The following is a 26621-nucleotide window of genomic DNA, read 5'->3' on the forward strand; positions in this document are numbered from 1 at the left end:
TAATGGGAGAAGAACACCAAGACGAACAAGAATTACACGATGTAGTGCCTATTTCGGGCATGTACGAAAACTGGTTCCTAGATTATGCCTCCTACGTAATCCTGGAACGAGCCGTACCGGCAATCAATGATGGATTGAAGCCAGTACAGCGACGTATTCTACATGCCATGAAAGAAATGGATGATGGTCGCTACAACAAGGTGGCCAACATCATCGGAAGCACGATGCAGTACCACCCTCATGGAGATGCTTCTATCGGGGATGCCATTGTCAATCTAGGTCAAAAAGACCTGCTCATTGATATGCAGGGTAATTGGGGGGATGTGCGAACAGGTGACAGTGCCGCCGCACCCCGATACATCGAGGCTCGGTTATCGAAGTTCGCGCTGGAAGTGCTTTTCAATGCACAAACCACGGAATGGCAACTTTCCTATGATGGAAGAAAGAAAGAGCCGGTCACTTTTCCCGTTAAATTTCCATTGCTTCTGGCACAGGGAGTAGAAGGGATTGCCGTAGGCTTGTCGACCAAGATGTTGCCTCATAATTTCTGTGAGATTCTGAAAGGAGCCATCGATATCCTGAAAGGCAAAAAAGTAAAGCTGTATCCAGACTTCCTTACGGGTGGCAAGATTGATGTTTCCGACTACAATGATGGCAAAAGAGGAGGAAAGGTTCGTGTAAGAGCAGTCATTGAGGAGCTGGATAAAAACACCCTTGTCATCAAAGAAATCCCGTATGGAACGACGACCAGTTCTCTGATCGATTCCATTGTCAAAGCGAACGATAAAGGGAAGATCAAGATCAAGCAAGTAGTAGATAATACTGCGAAAGACATTGAGATCCAGATCAAACTGGCTTCTGGTACCTCTCCCGACATCACCATGGATGCGCTGTATGCTTTTACGGATTGTGAAGTGTCCATTTCACCCAATGCTTGTGTGATCGTCGATGATAAGCCTCAATTCCTGACCGTCTACGAGATTTTAAAGCATTCTGTTGATCAGACAGTAGACCTGTTACGACAGGAACTCGAAATAAAAAAGAGTGAACTTCAAGAAAAGATTCTTTTCTCCTCATTGGAGAAGATATTCATCGAAAACAGGATCTATCGAGACATAGAAGAATGCGAGACGTGGGAAGCGGTTCTCGAGACCATTGATCAAGGATTAGAACCCTGGAAACCACAGTTCTATCGTGAGATTGTTCAGGATGATATCATCCGATTGACCGAGATTAAGATCAAACGGATCTCCAAATTCGACTCATTCAAGGCGGACGAGCTGATGAAGAAGTTGCAAGAGGATTTGGAAGAAACGCAGCACCACCTCGATAACCTGATCGATTACTCTATTGCTTACTACCAAAACTTGTTGGATAAGTATGGTAAAGGGAAGGAGCGTAAAACGGAGATTACCAACTTCGATACCATCGCAGCAACCGTCGTAGCGGCAAACAATGCCAAGCTGTATGTCAATCGAAAAGATGGCTTCATTGGATATGGTTTGAAGAAAGATGAATTTGTCTCCGATTGTTCAGACATAGATGACATCATTGTCTTCCGTAAGGATGGTATTTGTATGGTTACCCGAATACAAGACAAGGTCTTTGTGGGTAAGAACATCGAACATGTGGGCGTCTTCAAGAAGGGAGACGAACGGATGGTCTACAATCTGGTTTATTTAGACGGAGCGTCTGGCCGATCAATGATCAAGCGGTTCAATGTAATGGCTGTCACCAGAGACAAAGAATACGACCTGACCAAAGGAGGTAAGGGATCTAAACTGCTGTATTTCTCCGCTAACCCAAACGGTGAAGCTGAAACCATTACCGTTTATTTGACAGCTGCTAGTTCTGCCCGCAAAAAGATCTTTGATTTTGATTTTGCGGATTTGGACATCAAAGGTCGTGGAGCTGGTGGAAATATCCTTTCCAGATACCCAGTCAGAAAAGTGCAATTCAAGGCAGCAGGTGTTTCAACCCTTGGGGGCCTGGATATCTGGTATGATGAGACAATTGGCAGGTTGAACTCTGACGAAAGGGGTAAATACCTGGGTAACTTCAAAGCAGAAGATGTTGTGCTGGTTTTCTATAAAGACGGAAACTACGAGATCACCAGTTTTGAATTGACCAATCACTATGAACAAAATCAGGTACTGAATCTGATGAAGTTTGATCCGCAAGCTCCAATCTCGGCGATCCACTATGATGGAAACAATAAGACTTTTTATCTGAAGCGATTCCTGATAGAGACAGCAACAGTTAATAAAAAATTCCTATTCATTTCCGATGCCAAGAGCAGTAAGCTGTTGTATGCCACTAATACCGCAGAACCTAAGGTGGAAGCAACTTATCGTGTGAAGAATAAACACGAAAAGCAAGAATATGAATTGGCAGAACTGATCGAAGTGAAGGGCTGGAGAGCACTAGGGAATAAATTCCCGGTACAGGGATTGGTAAAGGTGGAAGATCGTACTCCTGAACCTCCTAAGGAAAAAGAAAAGCCAGTCGATTTGGAATCACTCAAGAATACCGTCAAAGATGAAGTAGAAGAAGAGGATAACCAAATGGACCTTTTCGGAGGCGGTAAGAAAGAGGAATAAACCGTGTTGGAGCAGGAGCAAATAGAGATCCTGGAGCCTTTCGTTACGGCCAATAAACAGCAGCTGATCAAAGAGGTCCTGGCTCGACGTACTCGCTATTTCACTGTAGTACTTGAGGACATATACAAACCCCATAATGCCAGCGCGGTGATCCGTACCTGTGAATGCTTGGGGGTGCAGGATGTGCATGTTATTGAAAATGTGGAGGAATATCATGTGAATCCTTATGTGGTACGTGGGGCTTCACAATGGTTGAACGTACAGCATTACAAGGAGCGGGGAAATAATACGGTGGATTGCCTTCAATCCTTGAAAAAGGATGGCTATCAGATTGTAGCGACAAGCGTAGGAGAAGATGCAGTTTCGCTCGATGATTTTCAACTTACCCAGAAATCCGCTTTTGTATTTGGTAACGAACACAGTGGCGTTTCTAAGGAAGTATTGGATTATGCAGACATTAAGCTGAAGGTTCCGATGTTCGGATTTACCGAAAGCTACAATTTGTCGGTTAGTGCAGCCATCATTTTGAACCAGGCAAGGCTACAAATCGAAAAGAGTTTGATAAATTGGCATCTCAGTGAACCAGAAATGGAAGAACTGAAGTTAGTATGGTATAAGGAGATCGTAAAGAACTCGGATATCATACTTAGAAACGCCTTGCCATAGCAATTTGAAGAAACTCGCCAAATTACTGCTGCTTGCCATTGCTGCTGCCGTTGCATTTGTGATCATTTGCAATGTGATTATTTTGATGGGTTCCAGAGATCAAATCGCTACTCTTTCCGATCTACAAGAAAGTAATTACAAAGTGGCCTTGGTTTTAGGTACCAGTAAGTGGACCATGCAAGGCACTCAAAACCTGTATTTCAAAGGCCGGGTAGAAGCTTCTCAAAAACTGATCCGTACCAAGCATGTAGCGCATTTGCTTTTGAGTGGTGACAATAGTCTTAAAGAGTATAATGAACCGCTTTTGCTGAAAAAGGAACTTGAAGCGCAGGGTGTTCCGGCTTCAGCCATGACCATGGATTTTGCGGGTTTTAGGACCCTCGATTCAATCATACGCGCTAAAGAAGTATTTGGTCAGGACAGCCTGGTCATTGTTACCCAGTCATTTCACTTACCCAGGGCTTTATACATTGCCCGGCATCATAAGATACAAGCCATTGGCTTCACAGCTCCAGGACCACAACCTGCGAAAATGCGGTTGAGAGAGGTGATCGCGAGGACTGTAGCTGTACTGGATATTCTGTTTGGTACCCAGCCAAAGTTCCTCGGGAAGGAAGAACCACTGCCGGTTGATTAGAAAGAATTCCCATTGATGTAATTGAGCTTCAATTGTCGTTGATTTTGGCTCTTGACAATGAACCAATAGTGAGATTTATTATATAATTTCGAGCCCGATATAAAATCAGTCCCTGATGAACGTTCAAGAATTTGAGAACCTACGAGAAGACGAAATACAGGTCATGCTCAAAGCCCCGGTGTATGTTGCTATTTTGATAGCGGGTGCTGACGGAAAAATTGATAAATCGGAAAGAAAAGAAGCCATAGAAGTGGCTCGATCAAGACAAAGCAGAGCGCGTGAGCAACTAGTAGAATACTACAAGGCTGTTGGCGAAACTTTCGAATCGGATTTTAACCATCTGGTAGATACGCTTCCTGAAGATGTGAAAGATCGAAATACCGATATTGAGCAAGAGCTTAGAAAGCTCAATTTCATTCTTCCAAAAATTGATCGCGTGTTCTCCATCAAATTATATGCAAGTTTGAAAGACCTGGCAAAGAAAATTGCTGAAGCTTCCGGTGGAGTTCTTGGATACCTTTCTGTTTCTTACGAAGAGAAATCATTGATGGATCTTAAGATGATCAACGATCCTGAGAAAGCAGGTATTTGATCATTAACGATAAATTTTATAAAGAAGAGCTGCGATATCGTAGCTCTTTTTTTGTGCTTTGAATTATAATTTATTGAATCGTATTTCGCCTGATTTGAAATCATTACCTTCAAACAACAAATAATTACCCGCTTGTGAATAAAGCATCCATCGTACCGCCACTTCGCTTTGTCTTCCTTATGTGGCTTTTCTTTGCCGTAGAAACCACGCTTGGACTGGATCTGAGCTACATGGGTATTCGACCCAGAACTTTAGACGGCACTCTTGGTATCGTCACCGCTCCTCTGGTTCACGGAAGTTTGTGGCACATCATTTCCAATACGTTTCCCATGCTCTTCCTGGGGGTAGTTTTGTATGTGTTTTACAGCAAGATCGCAACACAGGTATTTCTGCAGTGCTATGTTTTATCCAGTGTATTGGTTTGGCTTTTTGCAAGGCCACTGTATCACATCGGTGCAAGTGGTGTGGCTTATGGCCTGGCAGCTTTTCTGATGTCCATGGGCTTTTTCCGCCGGGACATCAAATCCATTCTCATCACCCTGGTCATCATTTTCATGTACGGAGGATTGATCTATGGTGTCCTGCCCATGAGGCAAGGAGTTAGTTGGGAAGGGCATTTATTCGGGGCGATCGTGGGAGTCGGTTCGGCTTATTTCCTGAGGAATGCGAAGTGAAAATCAATAGATTCTCTTGAGGGAATGGGGAAGTAACGATTGATTGCTGCCTGGTCTACATAGCGTTTTCGTTCACATTTGAATTACTATTAATTTTAGTTAAATACTAATAAAGATGGTATATTTGAATCATGCAAGACCATGACTACTTCAAAGGCAAAGGAGCACAGATCAACACCTTTAACCGGTTCGATAAACATCATTTGGCTTATGATCACGTGGAGGGGCTGGATGAGCAACATTTAGCAGATAAACCCAAAACAGAGATCTTTTACGAAACACCCAAAAAGATCATTTCCCGAAATGACAGTCCGGACTTGCCATTTGATCATTCAGTAAATCCTTATCAAGGGTGCGAACATGGTTGCATCTACTGCTATGCACGTAATTCGCATGAATATTGGGGGTTCAGTGCCGGATTAGACTTTGAAAGTAAGATCATCGTAAAGAAAGACGCACCACAATTGTTGGAAGAGGCCTTCCTCAAAAAGTCATGGAAGCCATCAAAACTCATGCTTTCAGGCAATACGGATTGTTATCAGCCTTTGGAGCAACGTTTTGAACTTACGCGGGCCATTTTGAAGGTTTGTTTGAGGTATCGCAATCCCGTAGGGATCATAACGAAAAATGCATTGATCACCCGGGACATAGATATACTAAAAGAATTAGCAAGTCATCGATTGGTGCATGTGTATTTGTCCATCACAACCCTCGATGAAAAGCTGAGGCAATTGATGGAGCCAAGAACGGCAAGTGCGGTTAAGAAGCTGAGGGCAATTCGTCAGCTCACCAATGAAGGAATTCCGGTAGGTATCATGAATGCACCAATCATACCAGGTCTGAATCATCATGAAATCCCAAAGGTTTTGGAAGCTGCTGCTCACGCAGGTGCAAAGTCAGCTGGCTATACGGTCGTTCGGTTAAATGGCCAGATTGCTGATTTGACCAGGGACTGGCTATTTAAGAACTTCCCGGATCGCGCGCAAAAAGTCTGGAATCAGGTTTGTGAGCTGCACGGCGGAAATGTTAACGACTCTGAATTTGGAAGAAGGCAATCAGGAGAAGGGAGTTATGCGGATATCATTAAGCAATTGTTTAAGAAGTCCCAGAAGAAATACTTTGAAGGACGCAGCATGCCCAAGATCGACATGGATTCCTTCCGAAGAGGAGGGAACTATCAGCTGTTTTAGTAGTCTTTGGCCCTTTTTGGTTTTATCACCGAAAAGCAATCTAACGGATAATACGTTTGTGTATTAACCAATGCAAGTTGTCACCAAAAAAGTGTCAACCGATTAAAGTATCTCTAATGAAAATTAATCCTTCGCTTTACTCGCGATGAACAAAGCTCCACCGGCAAGAGCAACGTCTCTAATGAACCAGCTAGAAGCAAGAGGTACACCTCGAAGGAATCCTTTGAAATGGATCAGGAAGGCAAAAAGCAAGATCATTACACCCAGTAATCCGGCACCCAGGCGGCTTTTCTTTCCAATGATGATGCTGATGGCTGCCAGAATAAAGCCTACTCCTGTGACATAGACCCATATTTCTTTGAAGGGCATGTAGGAGGGAACCGTTCTGGTAACGACTGATGATTTAGTAAAATGGAAAAATCCAGAAAGAACCATGGGAATCGCAAAAAGCAAACGCCCAATCAGATCCAGGTGCTTCATGTTATAAAAGTATGGGCCTAAGTTAACCGTTTATCTGAAAAGGAGTCCTTCTTGTTGGTTTTTATCCTGCTGGATGAGGAGCATTTGTGAGTGAGTTGACTTTTTTGAAGCCCTCATTGTAAAAAAGCCCGCGGATCAAAATAGACACGTTATGAGAAAAATATTTTCAGTTCAGAAAGTTTACTCATTAGTTCCCAGGTCGTAATTGATCATCCAGTTGATGCCGAATTTGTCCTGAAAAGAACCAAAATACGAACCCCAGAAGGTGTCTTGCATGGGCATGGTGACTTTTCCATCAGCAGAAAGTCCTGAGAACACATGGTCTGCTTCTTCTTTTGAATCTGTTTGTAACGAGACGGAAAAGTTATTCCCAGTGTTTAACCCTGAGGCCCAGGGACCAGCCATATCACTTCCCATGAGTTTGGTCGTTTCCCCAATGGGTAAGGTCATATGTAAAATCAGGTTTTTGTCCTCTTTGGAAAGGGGAGGCATGCCTTCTTGAGGAGGTAACTCACTGTAGCGACTTAGTGCTTCATATTCACCGCCAAACACCGATTGATAAAAATTGAAGGCTTCTTCACAATTGTCTTTGAAGTGGATGTAGACATTAAGGTGTTTCATGTTTATGATCTTTCATAAATTAAGATAAACATTTTCTATTGTAATATGATTGCTGGAGGCCTATTCTCACTACCTTCCTGATCTTGGAGTGCATCACCCAACTTGCCTCTCATTTCATCTGCTATTGCCTCCATATTCTGAACAATATCCGGGTGTTGTGAAGCGATATCGGTCGTTTCTGATGGGTCTTCTTCCAGGTTGTACAACTCCAGTTGCGTAACATTCAATTGTTCATAGGGGACTGGGAAACCATCTTTTCCACCTTCACGACCATTTAGTGAGCGGTAGGTATGAGGGAAGTATAGCTTCCATTTTTCATGTGTCACCGCATGCAATTCATTGGTTTTATAGTAATGGAAATAGGCCTCCTGTACAGGCTCATTACTATTTCCGGTAAGGATCGAGCGGATACTTTTTCCATCAATAAAATTGGGAGGCAAAACGGCCCCGGTCCATTCTGCAATGGTTGGCAGCAAATCAATGGCCATGGTGGGTGTGGCTACTTCGAGTCCTTTAGGGATTACTCCCGGAAACCGAGCGATGAAGGGTTCTCGTTGACCGCCTTCCCAGGCAGTACCTTTTCCTTCTCTTAGGATGCCGGCAGATCCCGCATGTTCTCCATAGTTGATCCACGGACCATTATCAGAGGTGTAAATGACTAAGGTGTTGTCATCGATTCCGTACTCTTTTAATGCTTGTAAGATCTGTCCGGTCGACCAATCGATTTCCATGATCACATCACCGTAAAGCCCACGTTTGGATTTGTTTTTGAATTTGTCAGAGACAAACAGGGGAACGTGTGGTTGGGGATGAGGGACGTATAAAAAGAACGGTTGGTCTTGGTTTCTTCGAATGAAATCAATGCTCTTTTCGGTAATTTCAGTTGTCAGCGTGCTTTGATCTTCCAGCGTATCGATGATCGTTCCCTGCTCGTAGAGCGGCAAGGGTCCGAAGTTGAAAATTGGGCCTTGCTGTGGATGATAAGGCCACATGTCGTTGGAATAGGGTATGCCATAGTATTCATCAAACCCATGATTCAAAGGCAGGAGTGAAGGATGGTCTCCCAAATGCCATTTGCCAAAGATGCCATTGTTGTAACCTTTTGCTTTGAGCATTTCAGCAATGGTGACTTCATCATGGTTCAAGCCTTTCTTACTGTTAGGCATGTACGCTGCGTGTACACCGATGCGATTTGGATAGCAACCTGTAAGCAATGCTGCCCGACTAGCTGAGCACACAGCCTGCGCGGCATAAAAATGAGTTAGTTTAACACCTTCCCTTGCCATTTGATCGAGGTGAGGTGTTTCGATATCGGGAGATCCGAAGCATCCCACATCTTCGTACCCCTGGTCGTCAGTGAAGATGATGATCACATTGGGTGGTCGGTCGGGTTTAGCCGATTTTGTTTGACAGCTGTAGAAAACAATTCCCATCAAGAGAATGGAAAGAGAGAAGGAAGGAAGAAATGAAAAAAGTTTATTCATGGACTGAGCCTGATAGGCGTGATTGATCCATGAATTTACGGAAAAGAATTGGCTTGAATTCTCATTTTGAAGGACCTGAAGAGAATTGAAGCTGCCGTCGTTGAAGGTAGCCCTTGGTACCCTCAGGGGTCTTTACTCTCAGGTAATTGGCAATCACAGCTTCTACTTCCAGCGCTGTGTCAGTTTGTATCGTATCAATCACTTGCGATCGATGTTTGGGTAAGTTTCGTAGGAAACTGGATTTTGAAGCGTGTACGGGTTGACCTAGCAGGGCAAGGTGATCACCGATTGGAGTAGGCTGATCGGAAATCTCAACAATGTGTGCATAGGGATCGATCGGGCCATTGCTGTAGATGCCGAAATGTAGGTGCGGAGGGGTGTATCGTGCATTCCCCGTGTTGCCGACTGTGCCTATGGTGTCACCAGGATTGACGTATGTACCTTGTTCGGCGATTAGAGAGTCCAAATGCGCGAAATACAGGCTTTGGTTTCTTTTATTATCCCGAATCCAAACTACTTTGCCGCCAATACCGCGAGTACCCACAAACCTCACATATCCCTTGGTGGGAGCAACAATAGGCGTTCCACGTTTTGCAAAAATATCTACGCCGTGGTGTTTCCTTCTGCCTCCATCCCTGGGGTCGCCAAACAAGCTCCAGATCGCTCTTTTGTTTTTACCTGCAACTGGAAATTGCAGCGTAGGCCCATGTTGGATATCAATCTTATAGCTACCACCACGCAGCAGTTCTGGTTGAAATCGTAGGATGTATTCTGCATCACGTCGAGGTTCAAATGCCAGTTGCCAGCTACTATCAGCAGAGGCAACATGTCGATAGTCACCCAAGGAGTCATTCACAATTCTGAAGGCATCAATGAATAAGATGGCTGAATCTCCTTCAATCTGATCCAAACTTATCACGATTTTATGGCCTCTTTTTGCGGAAAACCGATAACCTAACGCTTCAGGCAACTTTGGGTCCATGTGAAATGCTTCCTGATAAGGGAGCTGTAAGGTTACTTGCTCTTCAAAAATCTGATTAGCTGCAGTAAGCCAATCTTTTCCTAACGCTGTTTCATTTAGATTGGCTTCTACTAAATTATTTCGATAGGCATCATGACTATCTCGAGGATAATACCGTGGCGGTACTTTTTCTTCTTTTGAACAGGAGGTAAACAGTACCTGTAGACAGATCAGCAATAGGAAATACTTACCGTAGGTTTGGAAGGCCATTACCGCGTGGAAACGAACTTTAGGTGCTTTGGGTTTTTTGTTTTTTCCCAATGGTAAGAAAAAGAAAAGTAGCACAAATCAATACCTTGATGACAATTTAGGATGGTATTTGTCGTTTTATTTCCATCACTAAACCACGCACAAAATGACGAGAATTATAAATTTCGCTTGTTTCAGCTGTTTGATTTTGATAGCTGCAGGCTGCACTTTAAGCGACGCGAGTTTAGCTTATGATGGTTTCGATCCTTCCATTGCAGGTGGAGATCGCTATAATGATTTTGAGGAAAGTCCTTTTATCAACACAACTGAACAAGCGATTTCTACCTTTTCGATTGATGCGGATGGTGCTTCATACGCGAATGTACGTCGGTTCATTACTCAGGATCAAACCGTACCACCAAAGGGAGCGATAAGATCGGAGGAATTACTGAATTATTTTGACCTGGATTATCCCTTACAGGAAACGGATCAGTCGATATCTCTTAATGGGGAAATTAGCGATTGTCCCTGGCAGGAAGGAAACAAGTTGATCAGGATTGGTATTCAGGGACGCGAGATCCCAGATGAGCAATTGCCCAATTCAAATTTCATCTTTTTGATCGATGTTTCTGGTTCCATGTCGAGTGAAGACAAACTGGAGTTATTAAAGAACGGTTTCAATGCCTTTGTCGATCAAATGCGTGCTGAAGATCGGGTAGCCATTGTGACCTATGCTGGTTCAGCGAGGGTTGTTCTGGAATCTACGCCAGGAACGGATAAGGCAACCATTAAATCGGCGATATCCAGACTGGGATCGGGTGGAGGTACTGCGGGAGCGGAAGGAATTCTTACTGCCTATAATATTGCTGAACAACATTTTATCGACGGTGGAAATAACCGGATCATCATCGGGACTGATGGAGACTTTAATGTAGGGCCGTCAAGTCAGGAAGATTTGGTGACACTGATTGAGGAAAAGCGCGCATCTGGTATTTACATTACAGTAATTGGCGTAGGCAGGGGTAATTTGAATGATGCGGCCCTTGAGCAGATTGCCAATCATGGCAATGGTACCTATGAATATGTGGATCACATCGAGCAATTGAGAAAAGTCTTCATTTACGACTACTCTAAATTTTATGCGGTGGCCAAGGATGTTAAGGTTCAGGTGGAATTCAATCCGGAGCTTGTCTCATCCTATCGACTTATTGGGTATGAAAATCGTGTATTAGAAACTGAGGATTTTGAGGATGATAGTGAAGATGCCGGTGAGATAGGGGCAGGACAGAATATAACAGCACTGTATGAGATTGTTCCAGCTGATTTGGAGGAAGAGAGTGCATTGCGACTGGACCCTTCCTTTACCATTCAATTCAGGTACAAAAATCCGGACTCAGAGAGCAGTGTTGAAACGGAGCTTGAAGTATTGGATTTGGGACATACGTTTGAACAGTCCAGTGATTTCATGAAATTTTCTGCAGGTATTGTGGCGTATGGAATGCTGTTAAGAGGATCGGCTTATGCAGGTAAAGTGTCTTATGGAGATATCCTCACATGGCAGGAAGGTTTGACTTTACCAGATGAACATGGATTCAAAGCAGAGTTTGCCCGGCTTGTCAATGCGACAGATAACCTTCAGTAAATCATTTTGATATTGATAAAGCGCCTGGCTTTCACGACTTTTGCGCGATGGAATTGTCAGAGGTAGAGGAGCAGAACCGAAAACTGGTCAAGCGTTTACGAAAGTCTGTTTGGGAAGCAGATGAAGATTTTGGCCTGTTTGAGGCAGGAGACAAGATCATGGTTTGCCTTTCCGGTGGAAAAGACAGCTACACGCTGCTGGATATGATCATGCATGTACAAAAGGTGCGTGGTTTTGATTTTGAGGTCATTGCTGTAAACCTTGACCAAAAGCAGCCCGGTTTCCCTGAACGTGTGCTGCCTAACTATCTGGATGCGCAGGGCGTTAACTATCAGATCCTGGAGCGGGATACGTATAGCATTGTGGTAGATAAAGTACCGGAAGGTAAGACCATGTGCAGTTTGTGTTCCAGGTTACGTCGTGGGACCTTGTACAGCTATGCTAAGGAGATTGGTGCCAATAAAGTGGCATTAGGACATCACAGGGAGGATGTCCTGGAGACTTTTATGATGAATCTCTTCTTTAATGGGAAACTAGAAGCAATGCCAGCCAAATACCTGACCGATGATGAGGCACATTTGGTAATCCGGCCTATGGTTTACTGTAAGGAAGAGGAGATCGCAACTTATGCTCAGCTTCGAGAGTTTCCTATCATTCCATGTAATCTCTGCGGTTCGCAGGAAGGCCTACAGCGTCAGATCATCAAGGATCTGCTGACTACCTGGGAAAAAAAGTATCCCGATCGCAAAGAAATCATGCTGACTGCTTTGAAAAATGTACACACCTCTCACTTACTGGACAAAGACCTGATGGCTTTTCGGGACCTGATGACCGCTACTCCAGACGCTGTGACAGAATAACGACTGGGCCTTCGGGATTGAAATTTTTGGTTTTATCGTACGCTCCCCAGGGGCTATTAGCGATGAACAGGAACTGATCTTTTGTGAACGTCCCGGTGGTAGGCTCATTCAGGATACCTGCTTGATCCACAAGTTTCGCCGACTCAATTTTAGTACCATTTGTGTCCAATTGAAACTGATAAAATCGCATTGGTTTGGTCCCATTTTGTGTCGCAAATAGTTTCCCATCGTGATAATAGAGGCCATCTATACCTTTATACGAGACATTTTTAGGAGGTCGCATAGTTTTTAAAACCTTTTTTTGATCCAGGTAATACAAACCAGTGATGTAATCGGATAAGTACAACTTAGAGCCGTCCTTATTATAAGTCATCCCTTGAATGTTGAAAAAATTGCCTGAAAGGTCCTTATATAGGATAGGGCCTTTTTCTAAATCTTTGATTTCCCATATCTGGTTGTGCTTTAGGTCACTGACCAGTACATTTCCTTTTGGACCAATGGTAATGCCACCAAGGACCTTATTGTCAAACAACCATTTAGCTTTTAATTTCTTAGTGGTCATGTCAAATACAAACATGCTGGATTTGCTTGCATGCAAGGAATCATGATAGTCGACCATTTCGGAGAGCGCAGCGGTAACCGCCCACAATTCATTTTTGGATTCATTAAGGGCAATGCCCATCACTGCATACATGTTTTGCTGGGTTGGTAACCATTCCGATAATTGGCCATCCAAATTGGCTTTCATGATGCGACGGGATCGAATGTCGCCAAAGAAAAAACTGTTGTCTTTAGTGCAATAAGTAATGCTTTCGGGGTGAAAACTTTGTGCTTCTAGTTTGAATGCCTCATTGCTGGTGCGAATGGTGTCGCTGAGATCGATTTGCAGTTCAACCAGTTCCAGAAATCGGGGATCGTCCCACAGCCTTTTGAAATCTTTGTCGGTACTGAAGTCATGGGTTGCATTCATCAATAAGAATTCTTTCAATCGTGCAAAGGCATGATCGGTTCTGCCGGTGAGAGCTGAGCCACAGGCCAGATTGTAGATCAGTGTTGGATTGCCCGGTCGAATTTCATTGGCCCTCTTAAAAGCTTTGTAAAACCCTTGATAGTCAGACGTTTCATATGCTGCAATTCCCGTCTTGTAATAGATCATCAGGCTATCTTGCTGGGCCCACAGCCCAATAGGGATCAAGAGTAGGAGATAAAAAATTAATCTTGACATTTGAGTTTTTGGTGGTATTTCTAGCGAAACAACGGCAGATGGGCGTACCCTCAACCAACTTGTAAATAAGCCGGGATTTTATTTGATCGGTAAGCTGAAAACATCAACGGAGGGTTGCGAGTTATACTCATTTGACTAACATTGCTGATATGAAATTTCTGGTTGGTGTACTGTTGCTTTGCACTTTTATTTGCTGTGATATGAATGAAAACGAACCTGTTGAAACCGAGTCTTTGCGGTACCTCGCACTTGGAGATTCTTATACCATTGGAGAAAGTGTGGATGAGAACCTTCGTTGGCCTGTACAACTGACTGCCAGACTGAATGAAAATGGCGCTAATTATGATGATCCCCAAATTATCGCGACGACAGGCTGGACCACCAACGAATTGCAGGCGGCTATTGCTGAGGCTGATCCCCAGGGAACCTATGATTTGGTTTCTTTACTGATCGGTGTAAACAATCAGTTTAGAGGTTACGAATTTTCGCAATACGAAACAGAATTTGTGGCATTGCTGGATCAAGCCATCGGGTTTGCGGGAGGCGATGTGAATAAGGTCTTTGTGGTTTCAATTCCCGACTATGGGTTGACACCCTTCGGAAGTAGATTTGGCCCGGAGAAAATCGCTCGAGAACTCGATGAATACAATGCGTATGCCAAAGCACAGACCGAGGAGCGAGGTATCAAATTTTATGACATCACACCAATTTCCAGAGAAGCAGGCGAAAACCCCGATTTGGTTGCGAGTGACAACCTACATCCCTCAGGAACAATGTACACCCGCTGGGTGGAAGAGGTGATTTTGCCTGGGTTTGTGGAGTAGGTTTCGACAGGCTCAACCTGACACTCCTAAAAGCTTCAGCCTGACGATCTTATTCTCCTAACTTATCAACATGGTATGATCAGCCTTTTTCAAAGTGGGATTAGAAGTTGTTAATATCTGTAGTCCTTCTACTAGTTTTTCAAGAAGCAGAAACGAACATTCATTGGTGATTATAACAAAAGAGCACTAGCTCGTCCGCCTGCAGGACGAGGTATGGCCGGCCCCGCTTGGTGCAGGGCCAGGGCGAAAGGGGGTGCAGATGGGCGTCATAATTCTTGACAAAAAAGTATATCTGTTCACTAATCGATAAATATTCTTTGATCATCGTGTGCTAAACTGCTTCTTTTGGCGTTGTGATGTAATAATTCTAATTTAGGGCTTTCATTGCCAAATCGGCTTTTATGCGAGTGTTATGCGTTTTTGTGTTTGCGATGATCCTGCTAACGGCTTGCACGGATAGGATCATATGCCCTGCTTACCAGAGCACGTATATCCTCGACGACTCTACCCGAACCGCATTCTATTCATACGCCTGGAAACTCGATGAGGGCACTCGTCAACAATACATTGCTTCTTTATCGGCCGTAGATACCACGCAAGTGGACTCGATTGGAATGGGAGATTCTCCTCCAAAAAATAACTGGAGCGAATATTACGCCTATGCAGGCAGGTATGTTCAGCCCCGGGAAGAAGTAAGAAAGACGAAATACGGCATTGTCAAAAGAGAGCCTCACTGGTTGAAAAAATATAAACTACGTACCGCTCCGATGGTGAATGTATATGGGCCAGAGCGTGACCAAACCGGACCTGTCAATGAAGGCGAGTTCTATGCCTCAGATTTTGATTCATCAGATTCACTGGGAATTGTATCATCGGATTCGCTCGCATTGGATTCTATTGCAGTTGCCAAGCAGGAAGTACCTTCTTCGGTGAAGCAGAAAAAAGAGCAGAAATATCGCTTCCGTTATGATCCTAATGATAACTTCAATGCAGAACAGGACTACTATAACAAGTATTTTGGGAAACTGCTCGTAGACAATCGTCCGGATCCAAAACCAGCACCTGTAGACACCCTGGCGAATCAAACAGTGGTACCGGATTCGCTTCAGACTGAGAAAAAGGGCCTGGGAGGCTTGTTTAAAAAGAAGAAAAAGAAACAAAAAGAGGAGGATCCTAATTCGGAAGAAGATCCACCTGCTGAAGGCGTTCCTGCCGAAGAAAACAACGAAGAAGAAGATCCTGAAGAGGGAGGAGGGAAATAGTCCTTCAATCGTATAACCTATACATATTTACCTTACGATGATCGATGACCAGCTAAAGTTAATTTTTGTGGAAAATTCTAAGGCTGGGAGCTACGCGATTAAGATGGCCTTGATGGGACATGATTTTATTCATAATCCATTCGATCCTCGTTTTCCGACGGTCAACCACAAGACCCCAGAGTTGATCAAGCAAAAATTCCCGAAGGCATGGGATGAATACTTGTCCTTTGTAATCGTACGGAATACGTGGGACCGAGCGCATTCTTTTTTTTATTATTATCAGAAATATGGTGTAGCAGAAAGTTATAAGTCAATGACTTTCGATGATTGGGTAGCTAAAGGCTGTCCTGCACCAAAAGATGATCAATTAAGATCAATCATGAGCGGAGAAGGACGTCTGGATGATGTCCTGGATCAAATGCGTTACATCAAAGAGGTGGATGAAGTCATTGTCTTGCACAGTTCGAACTTGAACAAACGCAACGAGGAATTACAAATTGGTCTTGATCGCGTGCTGGACAGAGTTGGAATTGATCGCATAGCTGTGCCAGTAGGGAACAACCAGGGAAGGAACGAGAAGAAGGTGCAGTGGAAGGAAGCAACGATTAAGCTATTGGGAGAGCGATACAAAGAAGAAATCGATCATTTTGGTTTCAAAGCACCGGAATTGATCAATTAGAATCCTTTTTTGATCTCTTAAGAAAGAAGGTGTTTAATTGCTCATTTAAGCTTTTCTGCCACGAGAAGGAGTTTGTCTTATGCCACAATGTTCATTTGCAAAGAGCATTTACAGTGGCTGAAACGTGCATTCACCCAACATTTCTGAAAAAATTATAGCGAGGTTTTGAATAGATCAATAAAATTCTCTATTCTTGTACTGTATTAGTAAAGTAGTACACTAAATCAGTGACATGATTAACATTCAAAAACTCAACTTTCAATACCCCAAGCGAGCGCCGCTGTTTCAAGACCTTTCCTGTGAATTGTCTGCGGGCAGTATCACGGGTTTGCTTGGGAAAAACGGAGCTGGTAAGACCAGTCTCCTGAAGATGATGACAGGGTTGTTGTTTCCGCAATCGGGGGCCATACAGGTCAATGGTCACGACCCAATGAAGCGGGAGCCCAGTCATCTGGAAAATCTCTTTTTTGTGTCGGAGGAATTCTTCCTGCCGGCCATTTCAGGGAAGCATTATGTGAAGGCCAATGCGCCTTTTTATCCTCGGTTTGATCAAACGCTGTTCGATGAACTGGTCAATTCATTTGAACTGCCGGAATTGCACAATTTGCAGAAACTGTCTTACGGTCAAAAGAAAAAGTTTCTGATCTCATTTGCACTCGCCACTAAATGCAGGCTGTTGGTATTGGATGAACCGACCAACGGACTGGATATTCCGAGTAAATCTATTTTCAGAAAATGTATGGCAGGAGCCCTCGATGAAGATCAGCTGGTCCTGATCTCCACTCATCAGGTCAAAGATGTGGAGAACCTAATCGACCGGATATTGATCCTGGATGAAGGCAAGTTTGTGATGCAAAAGGAAATGCACGAAATCTCCAGTAAGCTGCGGTTTGCGAATAGCAGTGTTGCGGAAGGAGAGGAGATATTGTACAGTGAAGCTTCGCCTGGCGGGTACCGGGTCATTACTCCTGGCGACAGTTCACATGTAGATATCGAATTATTATTCAACGCGGTAACCCAAGGGACTCAAAAACTCAGAAGCTATGTCAACTAACAACACCTTTAGCCTACCTCGTTTCATCCAATTAGCGAAACAAAGTTTCGCGCACCATCAAAGACTGATCTTATTTACTCTGGTAGGGTTTAGTGGAGCACTGTTTATCTTGTTTTTTCTGGTTCAGCTTTCTAATGATCTGAACCCGGGCTCAGAACCAAGAATTTTCCTCCCATTATTCATGGTCATATTCATCGGTGGAGGACTACTCTTCGTAGGTAATTCATTTTCGGGATTTCGAGCGAAAGAAAAAACCATCAGTTTTTTGATGCTGCCAGCCTCAAGTCTAGAAAAATTCTTGCTGGAATTGATCAGTAAACTAATTGTATTGTTTATTCTGGTGCCTGCCATGTTTTGGATCATCTTCCATTTTGAAGGGTATGTATTTCAGGTATTCTATCCGGATGCGAATTTTTCAACCATGCAGCTCAATAAGATTCCAGAACTGGTCCCTAATGATCCTGCGGGCACTTGGATCAAATCATTTATCTCTGGATTGGCGTTCATGGGACTGATGATTGCTTTTACTGGAGCGGCACACTTTGAAAGATACCCGTTGGTGAAGACGCTGTTTGTCATGGCGGTGATCTTCTTCAGCTCCATGGGAATCTTGTATGTGGTCATCGAAAAGTTGGGTCTTGCAATGTATCACCCTAATGATAGCCTTTGGTTATTTCCAAATTCCGGGAAACAAGCCATTGGATGGGTGTCCATCATCGTATGGTCCATCAATTTGGTACTACTGACGGTTTCATTTTTGAAAATTAAGGAGAAGGAGGTGTGATATGAAGTTTAGTGAAAACAAAAGCATATTCCTTCAGATCGCCGACAACATCATTGAGAAAGTGATGAGTGGCGTGTATCCGGTAGGGGATAAGATTCCCTCCGTTCGAGAACTGGCGCTGCAAGTGGGCGTCAACCCTAACACAATTATGAGAACCTACAACGAATTGCAGTCCATGAACATCATTGAAAATAAAAGGGGGATCGGCTACTTTGTAAATACCGATGCCCAGAAGTTTATCCTGGAGTCTAAACGAAAGGAATTCTTCGGACGGGTATTGCCTGAAATCATTCGTCAGGCAGCTCTTTTAGGTATTTCATCCGATGAATTGAAGCAGGAGATTGATCAACTAAATACGGAAGCACATGAAAATGAGTAATCGAATTTTACTAATAACCGCTGCTGTGCTCGTGTTTTACATCACCGCTGCGTTTGTTGAACTGAGGCTTAGGGGAGATTATGGTCATAAGGAAACCAAGACTGAAAAGCAGGTGATACCTGACTTTAAACATCTTTCCTTTGAGGGGATCGATCAACATGTCAATATTCATCATTCCGATACGGCATCTTTTGAGTTGAACGCGGAAAGGGCTTATTCCTTTGAAGCTATCGAATATGAAATGAAAGGCGATACGTTGGTGCTTATTGATTTAGGGTCTGCGAATGATGAACAGCAGTCCTTCGTGATCAATACCGGTCCAGCATTCACGTCGATCACTTCGGTCGAGAGCAGGTATACAATAAGAGACTTACGCCTCGATAGCCTGGTGATAAACCAACGAGGAGGTAGAGGGGCATTATCTGATTGTCCGAGGGTTGGACATTTGGACTTGCAGGCGACCTGGGATGCTGAATTCGATGTATTTGAGACACCTTTTGAAAGTGTGAATCTTGAAATCAATCAGAGCAATGTTGAGCTCCGTTCAGAAGTTAGATCATTAACTGGTCAAATGAGTGATAGGTCTTATTTGAGCTTACATGAAGTGAAGAATTTCCAATTTCAGAAGGATGAAACCAGTAATCTGAGAATGTACTAAATAAACGTAAGTAGTGCTGTTATGATCAAAGCCAGCTTCCGATAGGAGGTTGGCTTTGTGGTTTAATAGGTTATCCTGAATCTTTTCCGTCATTCCGGCCGGAACTTGGTGGAGTGCCGGAATCTCATCAAATGGAGCATTCACTATCAATCTGAGTTCGATTCTAAAACACGCCTTTCAGCGCGTCTACGTGACCCGGTCATTCCAGAATTTTCTGGTCAAAAATTCCTAGAAGAACAGAAAATATCAGCCGCCCAGTCCGGGGAATCTCTTTTACGCGCTGATGAGATTACCGACAAAATGCTCTCTTTAGAGAAATGTTGAGCCCAATTTTCGAGAATGACGTGTTTTAGAAACTCAGGTTACCGGTTTTTGAGATTCCTTGTTCAGGCACCCTGAACTCCATTTCACTTCTTCAGGAATGACGATTAAAAATTTTATTTTGCAATTACGTATTCTAAACTTCGTAGGTATTATCACCTATGATATGAATTAACAACTCTTAGCCCTTGCAAGTGTTTCACCTGAGAGAGGTTAACGACCCATTGGAGGTAACTCCGAACAAGCCATTCAACCATCTAAAATACAGATTTTACGAACCTGACAACCACCGAAAAGGTTTGCGTATTTCCACAGGACTGAATCGTCTACCTTCGCGGGAACATGAGAATCAAAGCCCATCTTCCGTTTGATCCTTCTAAGTTTCCCTTCTTCTATGGGATCATTATTCTGGTAGCAGGATCCTTGGGTATCTTCATGAGTATTCCCGGACAGACCATGGGTGTTTCTGTATTCACAGATCCATTGTTGGGAGTATTGAATATTTCCAGAGATGAGTTGAGCCTGGCGTATATGTTCGGGACCATTGGTAGTTCCTTTCTGCTTCCCTGGGCCGGAAAGAAGTATGACCTGTGGGGTGCACGTACATTGGCCATTCTATCAAGTCTGGGGTTAGGATTGATCTTGATGGTCTTAAGTAACGTGGACTGGATCATCTTTGAGGTACTTGGCTTATCCAAACCTTTGTTGATACTGATTATCATGACCGTCTGTTTCCTTTTTCTGCGATTCTTCGGGCAGGGGGTACTTACCATGACCTCCCGCAACATGATGATGGAATGGTTCGATAAAAGAAGAGGGTTAGCAACTGGGATTAGTAATGTATTCGTTTCCGTCGCATTTTCTATTTCACCCATCTGGTTGTATCACCTGATCTCTCAATACTCATGGAATGGTGCCTGGCAGCTATTAGCTGTAGTTGCGGGATTAATTTTTCCATTGTTCGCTTTTCTCGTTTTTAGAGATCGTCCGGAGGACAGTGGACTAAAGCCAGATGGAAATTTCACAGGGAGTAAAAAAGTCTCGAAACATCTTTACCCAGTAGTGAAGCAATTCACGAAAAGTGAGGCGATCCGTAGCTATTCTTTCTGGATATTTGCTTTGCAGTTGGCGATGCAGGGACTTTATATCACAGGATTTACTTTTCATGTAATATCCATTTTTGGGGAAAGCGGCCTGACGGAACAAGAAGCGATACGAATCTTTTTGCCCTCTTCCTATGTGGCTGTGGCCGTGACACTTATTGCCAGTAGCATCAGTGACCATATTCCGTTAAAGTATATTTCCATGCTCAAAGGAGCGGGTGCTTGCGTGGGCATTCTGGGATTCATTTTACTCGGTTCCTGGTCGGGTGCTTACTATCTAATCGTTATTGGTCAGGGAATCATGACCGGGCTTTTTGCGGTATTGAATTCGGTAAGCTGGCCACGCTATTTTGGAAGATTACATCTTGGTGCGATCACCGGACAGGTCACGATGATGATGGTATTTGCAAGTGCTTTAGGTCCGATCCTATTTAGTTTGTCTCTTACTCTTTTTGGTTCCTACATACTTGCCGGATGGATATGCCTCTTCATTTTTGCTTGCCTGGCTATTGGGGCGATTAAGGCGGAGAATCCACAGAAAGGGCTACAACCCTAAAACCTCCATTTTGGGAATTCCAAGATGTCATTCTATCTTGTATGTAGGGTTCATTTTTGGGTGAATGCTCTTTCATTACATGATTTATCATCAGGAACAACCACACGATCGGTTAAAAGAATTGGTGAGGTGCTTATGGCGGCTTGAAAACCGAGGGCCAGAAGTAATTCAGCACACTATTCTTCCTGATGGCTTTTTCGATCTGTTGGTGAGCTACCAAAATCAGGAGTTGAAGGAAATAGCGTTATCTGGCTTGTGGACGCATAGAGCACAGGTGATGATCATGCCTGGCACCGTCATATTTGGGGTACAGTTTAGACCCCTGTCCGTGGAAGTCTTGATTCAAAAGCAAATAGCTTCATTATTAAATGATATTGATCTAATAGATCAGGACTTTTGGGGGCTGGATAAATTTGATGAAAGAGCTCAACCATTCTCCTCCTTCATGAATAATCGATTATTAACAATCGTTGCAAAAGCTAAAGCAATTGATTCACGGAAAAAGCATCTTTTAACGCTGGTGGACCAAACCAAAGGAACACAATCTGTGGATCAGTATTCGGAGGTAGTTTGTTGGACTAAACGTCAGATCAACAGGTATTTTCAAACGACTTTTGGGATTTCACTAAAAACTTACTGCACGATCAGAAAGGGTGCCGCTTCATTTGGACAGATCAAGAGAGGTAAATTGTACCCGGAACAGCCATATTTTGACCAATCTCATTTTATCAAATCGATCAGGAAAATTTCGGGAGTCACTCCCAGTGAATTAACCAAAAACGAAAACGACCGATTTTTACAATTGTCGATTATAAAGGAAAAATAAATTAGCTACTGTTTCCGCTGGCTAATTACCCTAAATAATAATCGAAATGAATAAAACTGCTGTTACCTTTTCCATTGTTCTGTATGCGTTGGTTGTTCCGATATTAGAGATCAATGATACCCATGTCTTCAACCCGGACTGGACTCCCCATGCAAGGATCCATGAAGTATGGCAACTCTTTACCAATACCGGGATCGGTATGTTATGTCTATGGCTGATATGGCAAAAGAAGAAAACACGTCTGGCCGGAATATTAAGCCTTTTGGTAACTGGTGGATTTTTACTGGCCTACTTCATAAGAGATGCGTACGGAGGTTCCATGAAGTACCTCGATGGTTCTGAGAAAACGTTATTAGGGATAAATATAGGTTTGCTAGGTTTTGGAACTGCGGTTATCCTGATCTTGCTGGCTTTCATTTTTGAAAGGGGAAGAATACATTGACCAGAGTGTTGAAAACTTAGCCTTCGACCTTATAGCTCTTGGATTGTTTAGAAACTTTTAAACCGCTCAAAAGCTGCCTTTTCCAACGTTTCCTGATGGTCCGGATGAGCGATCCTGATCATTTCTTTGGCCCTTTGTTTCAGACTTTTGCCTTGCAGGTTGACAATGCCATGCTCGGTAGCTACGTAATGAACGTGTGCCCTGGTGGTCACAACCCCTGCACCTTGCTTGAGAAAGGGGACAATCTTCGACTCGCCTCTTTTCGTAGAAGAAGGTAATGCAATGATGGGTTTCCCACCGGGAGAAAGCGAAGCTCCGCGAATAAAGTCCATTTGACCTCCAACGCCACTATACATGCGTGAGCCTATAGAGTCTGCACAGACTTGTCCCGTGATATCTATCTCAATGGCGCTGTTGATACTGGTCATCCTAGGTTGCTTTCTGATCACCGCTGTATCGTTTACATATTCGATATCCAGCATGCGAACCATCGGATTGTCATCGACAAAATCATATAGCTTTCTGGAGCCAATCAAAAAACCAGAAACAAGCACATTTGGGTGTTTGGTCTTTAATCGGTTATTGATCACGCCACTTTCTATCAGCGGCAGCACGCCATCGGAAAACATCTCTGTGTGAACACCCAGGTCTTTGTGATTACCTAAACACGCCAGTGTCGCATCTGGTATTGCACCTATTCCCATTTGAAGCGTTGCACCATCTTCGATGATGCTTGCAACATGCTGTCCAATGTGTTTTTCGACTTCTGACAATGGATGAGGGGGTATTTCGGGTAACGGCTCATCTTTTTCCAGTACCGCGGCAAATGAACTGACATGGAGTAACCCATCTCCGTGTGTGCGAGGCATCTGAGGGTTGATCTGTGCTATGACCGTTTTTGCAGTTTCTACGGCAGCCAAGGTGGTTTCTACTGAAATACCCATCGAACAAAAACCATGTTTGTCTGGCGGTGAAACCTGGACCAGTGCTACATCGATTGGAATAGTACCCTGCCGGATCATAATTGGGACTTCACTGAAGAAGCTGGGAATAAAGTCTCCACGACCTTCATTGATCGCTTTGCGGACATTGGGACCCATGAACATTGCCACCACTTTGAAGCTATCGGCATACCGTTCCTCGGCATAAGGGGCTGGCCCTTCTGTGTGCATCTGATAGATGGTGACATCCTTCAATTCATCGGCCCGTTCGACCAATCCTTGGACCAATGACTGAGGCGTAGCTCCCGCTGTATGAATAAAAATGTTGTCTCCTGATTGGACAGGCGCGAGTGCTGCTTTTGCAGATTGTGCGTTGATCATAATGTGCTTTTATTGTTTGTTCCGTCGTTTGACACCTCGAACTGCTTCCGCACTCCAGGGGTCGTCGGGCCATTCGTGTTTAGGGTATCTTCTTTTCAATTCTTTGCGTACTTCAAAGTAAGTATTGTCCCAGAAGCTTTTTAGATCCGAGGTGATCTGTACGGGTTTGAATCCGGGAGATAACAAGTGCATTAAAAGGCCAGTTTTTCCATTATTGATTTTAGGAGTTTCTCCCATGCCGAATAGCTCCTGTAAACGGGCCGCCAGTACAGGAGGGGCGCCATCTTCGAAATACTCGATTTTAATATTGGAACCGCTTGGAACTTCAATTTTAATCGGGGCTTTTTCGGAAAGCTCTTGTTGCAACTCGTAGGGTAAGAAATGGGTCAGAATATCAATTAGGTTAAGCTTACGGAAATCTTCTGGTTTTTTGATCTGGTCCAGGTATGGGCTCAGCCATTCTTCGACGGTGAGCAGTAAGGTAATGAGGCTTAAGTCCGGCCATGGGCCGCCGGGATTCCATTTTCTGAGACTGAGCACCCGATATTGAAGTTGCTTGACTTCTTCAGAAATGTCCAGTAATTGTGCTCCTTCCTCTCTTACGGCATTTAGGATTGCTTCCGATCGACGACTTTCATCTGGTTCTGGCAAAGGCTTGGACTGCAATATGATGTTTCCTATTCGCAGGTCTTTTGTCGCCACCAAACCGCCATCATCCGTGTCCCATTTGACGATTTCTACTTCTTTTACCAGGGGAGCAAGGTCCTGCGGATTCAAGGGGGAGGCCAGGAATATTTTCCCCATGCCATCACGTGCATCGAGATGCGCAACCGCCAGCCAGGCTTCATGCGCCAAATCATCTCTGTGTCCGGCCATAGCCAATTTACCGTTGGCGAGCTGAAATTGCGCATTGTTACCGGGCCTTGCACTGGCAATACGTTCAGGATACGCTTGGGCCAAAAGAAAACCCGTTTCAAAATCGTCAACTGGTTCATCAGAAGACTCGATATCAAATAATTTACGGTAGGAGGCGGCCACTTTCTCGATACGACTCAAACCACGTCCCTGTCGGTCTTCTGAGCGGTGTTTGCGTAACGCTTCTATTCTTAGGTTGATATCGATCCCGCTATTGGGGGGTAAGGGGTCACGCTCTTCCAGAACGGCAGCAAGATCCGTGGCCAGGTCCAACAGGTCCTGCTCCTCGGCAATCAATAGTAGGTGGGCTAGCCTTGGGTGACAAGGGATCTTATGCATTTTCTTTCCATGCTCCGTGATCCTTCCTTTATCCAATGCGCCCAGTTCATGCAAGATGTCGGATGCTTGTTTGAGTTTGCCTTTCGGTGGAGGTGTGAGCCATGTCAATTGGTTCACATCAGTAATGCCCCACAAAGCCAGGTCCAGCACCAAAGAAGCGAGATCTGCTTCCATGATTTCCGGGGTTCGATGCTCGTCAAGTCGCTCATGTGTGCCCAAAGACCACATGCGATAGCATTTGCCCGCTTCTAATCGGCCCGCTCTACCAGCACGTTGGTCCGCTACATCTTTACTGATCAGGTGTGTATGTAGGGCGGAGAGCCCAGATCTTGGATCGAACCGGGAAGCACGTCCATATCCCGCATCAACAACGACTTTGATGCCTTCGATTGTAAGACTGGTTTCCGCGATAGAGGTGGCCAATACCACTTTTCTTTTGCCTTCGCGATTGGGCCAGATAGCGGCTTGCTGTTGCTTGAACGGAAGTTGGCCATACAGTGGGTGAATATGAAATCCTTTCAGATTCCTTCGGAGTAATTCTTCGCTTTTCCTAATTTCTCCCTGACCGGGGAAAAACGCGAGGATGTCACCGTCATTTTCTTTGGCAGCCTTGATGATGGTTTGACTGGCCATTTCCGGGATGAGTGTGCGGTCGGGTTCACCCGTGTAGATAATTTCAACCGGATACTGCCGGCCATCGCTCGCTACGACTGGCGCATTTAACAGGCTGCTCAGTTGCGGTACGTTCAACGTAGCAGACATGATGAGTAGTCTCAGTTCAGGTCGTAAAACTGATTGCGCTTCGCGACACAAAGCCAACGCGGCATCTGCATGTATACTCCGCTCATGGAACTCATCAAATATGATCAGTCCCACATTTTCCAATTCCTGATCATTTTGAAGCATTCGAGTCAGGATTCCCTCTGTAAGCACTTCAATGCGCGTTGTATCACTTACCCGCGTTTCGAAGCGAATGCGATATCCCACTGTCTTGCCCAGAGGCTCTTCTAATAAGGTTGACATGCGTTGCGCAATGGATTTTGCCGCCAGTCGTCGAGGTTCCAGCATCAGGATCTTCTTTTCCTTCAAAAATGGAAGGTCCAGTAAGGCCAGTGGTAGTAATGTACTTTTACCCGCTCCGGGAGGCGCGTGTAGTATGACCGTGTTGTTCTCTGAAAGCTGATTGCTTGCTTCATCGAGCACATCTACGATAGGAAGATCAATGGTGTGAGGGTCGAATGTCACTCAAAAGATATTTCAGCGAAATTAATCCTAT

General features: G+C 44.2%; 25 protein-coding genes. 18 read left to right on the forward strand and 7 right to left on the reverse strand.

Going from position 1 to position 26621, the window contains the following annotated elements:
* The first annotated feature begins 2 nt into the window (after window positions 1-2).
* The 6 genes from R8G66_07130 (at window position 3) to R8G66_07155 (ending at window position 6359) form a co-directional block, all read left to right on the forward strand.
* Window positions 3-2600 (forward strand): DNA gyrase/topoisomerase IV subunit A, encoded by a 2598-nt coding sequence (locus tag R8G66_07130; GenBank protein ID MDW3192118.1) that lies wholly within the window; start codon window positions 3-5, stop codon window positions 2598-2600.
* 3 nt (window positions 2601-2603) lie between these two features.
* Complete coding sequence (locus R8G66_07135; GenBank protein MDW3192119.1) at window positions 2604-3266, forward strand: RNA methyltransferase; 663 nt, start codon at window positions 2604-2606, stop codon at window positions 3264-3266.
* Window positions 3267-3270: 4 nt separating this feature from the next.
* Window positions 3271-3903, forward strand: a complete 633-nt coding sequence (locus R8G66_07140; protein MDW3192120.1) for an ElyC/SanA/YdcF family protein — start codon at window positions 3271-3273, stop codon at window positions 3901-3903.
* Window positions 3904-4018: 115 nt separating this feature from the next.
* Window positions 4019-4495 (forward strand): hypothetical protein, encoded by a 477-nt coding sequence (locus R8G66_07145; protein ID MDW3192121.1) that lies wholly within the window; start codon window positions 4019-4021, stop codon window positions 4493-4495.
* Window positions 4496-4629: 134 nt separating this feature from the next.
* Window positions 4630-5169, forward strand: a complete 540-nt coding sequence (locus R8G66_07150; GenBank protein MDW3192122.1) for a rhomboid family intramembrane serine protease — start codon at window positions 4630-4632, stop codon at window positions 5167-5169.
* 131 nt (window positions 5170-5300) lie between these two features.
* Entirely contained in the window at window positions 5301-6359 is a 1059-nt protein-coding gene (locus R8G66_07155; protein MDW3192123.1) for a PA0069 family radical SAM protein, read from the forward strand.
* 123 nt (window positions 6360-6482) lie between these two features.
* Here R8G66_07155 and R8G66_07160 read toward each other — a convergent pair whose 3' ends face one another.
* The 4 genes from R8G66_07160 to R8G66_07175 all read right to left on the reverse strand — a co-directional run bounded on the left by R8G66_07160 (window position 6483) and on the right by R8G66_07175 (window position 10226).
* Window positions 6483-6839, reverse strand: coding sequence for a DoxX family membrane protein (locus tag R8G66_07160; GenBank protein MDW3192124.1), 357 nt, complete (start codon window positions 6837-6839; stop codon window positions 6483-6485).
* A 180-nt stretch (window positions 6840-7019) separates the two neighbouring features.
* Window positions 7020-7460, reverse strand: coding sequence for a VOC family protein (locus tag R8G66_07165; protein ID MDW3192125.1), 441 nt, complete (start codon window positions 7458-7460; stop codon window positions 7020-7022).
* A gap of 35 nt (window positions 7461-7495) precedes the next feature.
* A complete protein-coding gene (locus tag R8G66_07170; protein ID MDW3192126.1) occupies window positions 7496-8944 on the reverse strand; it encodes a sulfatase in 1449 nt (482 codons plus the stop codon).
* 61 nt (window positions 8945-9005) lie between these two features.
* The gene (locus R8G66_07175; GenBank protein ID MDW3192127.1) at window positions 9006-10226 is read right to left on the reverse strand and encodes a M23 family metallopeptidase; all 1221 of its coding nucleotides are present in this window, start codon (window positions 10224-10226) and stop codon (window positions 9006-9008) included.
* Between the two features lie 94 nt (window positions 10227-10320).
* Between R8G66_07175 and R8G66_07180 the strand changes: the two genes are divergently transcribed.
* Together R8G66_07180 and ttcA are read left to right on the forward strand one after the other, a co-directional pair.
* The gene (locus tag R8G66_07180; protein MDW3192128.1) at window positions 10321-11796 is read left to right on the forward strand and encodes a VWA domain-containing protein; all 1476 of its coding nucleotides are present in this window, start codon (window positions 10321-10323) and stop codon (window positions 11794-11796) included.
* A 47-nt stretch (window positions 11797-11843) separates the two neighbouring features.
* Window positions 11844-12656 carry a tRNA 2-thiocytidine(32) synthetase TtcA gene (ttcA, locus tag R8G66_07185; GenBank protein ID MDW3192129.1) on the forward strand — a complete coding sequence of 271 codons (813 nt, stop codon included), beginning with the start codon at window positions 11844-11846 and terminating at the stop codon, window positions 12654-12656.
* On the opposite strand, the gene R8G66_07190 is transcribed toward ttcA, so the two are convergent.
* Window positions 12631-13881, reverse strand: coding sequence for a hypothetical protein (locus R8G66_07190; protein MDW3192130.1), 1251 nt, complete (start codon window positions 13879-13881; stop codon window positions 12631-12633). The two genes, ttcA and R8G66_07190, sit on opposite strands and share 26 nt — an antisense overlap.
* A 149-nt stretch (window positions 13882-14030) precedes the next feature.
* On the opposite strand from R8G66_07190, the gene R8G66_07195 reads away from it, so the two are divergent.
* From R8G66_07195 to R8G66_07240, 10 genes are all read left to right on the forward strand, one after another.
* On the forward strand, window positions 14031-14705 hold the full coding sequence (locus tag R8G66_07195; protein MDW3192131.1) for an SGNH/GDSL hydrolase family protein: 675 nt from the start codon (window positions 14031-14033) through the stop codon (window positions 14703-14705).
* A gap of 401 nt (window positions 14706-15106) precedes the next feature.
* Window positions 15107-15967 carry a hypothetical protein gene (locus tag R8G66_07200; protein ID MDW3192132.1) on the forward strand — a complete coding sequence of 287 codons (861 nt, stop codon included), beginning with the start codon at window positions 15107-15109 and terminating at the stop codon, window positions 15965-15967.
* A 67-nt stretch (window positions 15968-16034) separates the two neighbouring features.
* Window positions 16035-16646 (forward strand): hypothetical protein, encoded by a 612-nt coding sequence (locus R8G66_07205; GenBank protein MDW3192133.1) that lies wholly within the window; start codon window positions 16035-16037, stop codon window positions 16644-16646.
* 232 nt (window positions 16647-16878) lie between these two features.
* A complete protein-coding gene (locus R8G66_07210; GenBank protein MDW3192134.1) occupies window positions 16879-17700 on the forward strand; it encodes an ABC transporter ATP-binding protein in 822 nt (273 codons plus the stop codon).
* A complete protein-coding gene (locus R8G66_07215) occupies window positions 17690-18484 on the forward strand; it encodes a hypothetical protein (protein ID MDW3192135.1) in 795 nt (264 codons plus the stop codon). Before R8G66_07210 ends, R8G66_07215 begins: the two co-directional genes overlap by 11 nt.
* 1 nt (window position 18485) lies before the next feature.
* Complete coding sequence (locus tag R8G66_07220) at window positions 18486-18863, forward strand: GntR family transcriptional regulator (protein MDW3192136.1); 378 nt, start codon at window positions 18486-18488, stop codon at window positions 18861-18863.
* Entirely contained in the window at window positions 18856-19521 is a 666-nt protein-coding gene (locus R8G66_07225; GenBank protein MDW3192137.1) for a hypothetical protein, read from the forward strand. The genes R8G66_07220 and R8G66_07225 overlap by 8 nt, the downstream gene beginning before the upstream one ends.
* Before the next feature lie 663 nt (window positions 19522-20184).
* Window positions 20185-21501, forward strand: a complete 1317-nt coding sequence (locus tag R8G66_07230; protein MDW3192138.1) for an MFS transporter — start codon at window positions 20185-20187, stop codon at window positions 21499-21501.
* Window positions 21502-21565: 64 nt separating this feature from the next.
* Window positions 21566-22327, forward strand: coding sequence for a DUF6597 domain-containing transcriptional factor (locus tag R8G66_07235; GenBank protein MDW3192139.1), 762 nt, complete (start codon window positions 21566-21568; stop codon window positions 22325-22327).
* 46 nt (window positions 22328-22373) lie between these two features.
* Window positions 22374-22769 (forward strand): hypothetical protein, encoded by a 396-nt coding sequence (locus R8G66_07240; protein MDW3192140.1) that lies wholly within the window; start codon window positions 22374-22376, stop codon window positions 22767-22769.
* Window positions 22770-22816: 47 nt separating this feature from the next.
* Here R8G66_07240 and R8G66_07245 read toward each other — a convergent pair whose 3' ends face one another.
* Complete coding sequence (locus R8G66_07245; GenBank protein ID MDW3192141.1) at window positions 22817-24091, reverse strand: acetyl-CoA hydrolase/transferase C-terminal domain-containing protein; 1275 nt, start codon at window positions 24089-24091, stop codon at window positions 22817-22819.
* Window positions 24092-24100: 9 nt separating this feature from the next.
* Entirely contained in the window at window positions 24101-26590 is a 2490-nt protein-coding gene (hrpB, locus tag R8G66_07250; protein MDW3192142.1) for an ATP-dependent helicase HrpB, read from the reverse strand.
* Between the last annotated feature and the right edge of the window lie 31 nt (window positions 26591-26621).

This window comes from Cytophagales bacterium (genome assembly GCA_033344775.1).
In the GTDB taxonomy this organism is placed as follows: Bacteria; Bacteroidota; Bacteroidia; order Cytophagales; family Cyclobacteriaceae; genus JAWPMT01.